The organism is Burkholderia territorii, assembly GCF_902833055.1.
GTDB lineage: Bacteria > Pseudomonadota > Gammaproteobacteria > Burkholderiales > Burkholderiaceae > Burkholderia > Burkholderia territorii.
Genome location: NZ_CADFEJ010000075.1, coordinates 1 through 610, shown reverse-complemented (window position 1 = coordinate 610; position 610 = coordinate 1). Strand labels below are relative to the sequence as shown.

The 610-nt window shown below is 67.7% G+C and carries 1 pseudogene; it reads left to right on the top strand.

What is annotated here, in order from left to right:
• Positions 1-610 (top strand): annotated as a pseudogene (locus HW466_RS31060) (dihydrodipicolinate synthase family protein); the annotation flags it as partial.

The following is a 610-nucleotide window of genomic DNA, read 5'->3' as shown; positions in this document are numbered from 1 at the left end:
AGTGGTATCTCGCGCACGGCAGCGACGCGCTGTTCGCGGTCGCCCAGTCCAGCGAAATGCAGTTCCTGAGCGTGGCCGAGCGTGCCGAGCTGGGCCGCTTCGTGGTCGAGCGCGAGGCGGGCCGCGTGCCGGTGGTGGTGTAAGGGCACATCAGCGACGACCCCGATGCACAGGCCGAGGAGTTGAACGCTGCGGCCGCAACCGGCGCGGACGGCATCGTGCTGGTGACGAATCGGCTCGATCCGCGCCGTGAAGGCACCGAGGCGTTCGCGGCGAACCTGCGCCGGCTGATCAAGCGCCTGCCGTCGGACATTGCCTTGGGCCTGTACGAATGCCCGGCGCCCTACCGGCGCCTGCTGTCCGACGACGAGCTCAAGCTGTGCATCGATACGGGCCGCTTCGTGATGCTCAAGGATGTCAGCTGCGATCTCGACACGGTCAAGCGCCGCGTCGCGCTGGCCCAGGGCTCACCGATGACGGTCCTCAACGCGAACGCCGCGATCGCCTGGGATGCGATGAAGGCCGGCTCGGGCGGATTCAACGGCGTGTTCACGAACTTCCATCCCGACCTGTACCACTGGCTGCGCAATCGTGCCGACGAGAACCCCGC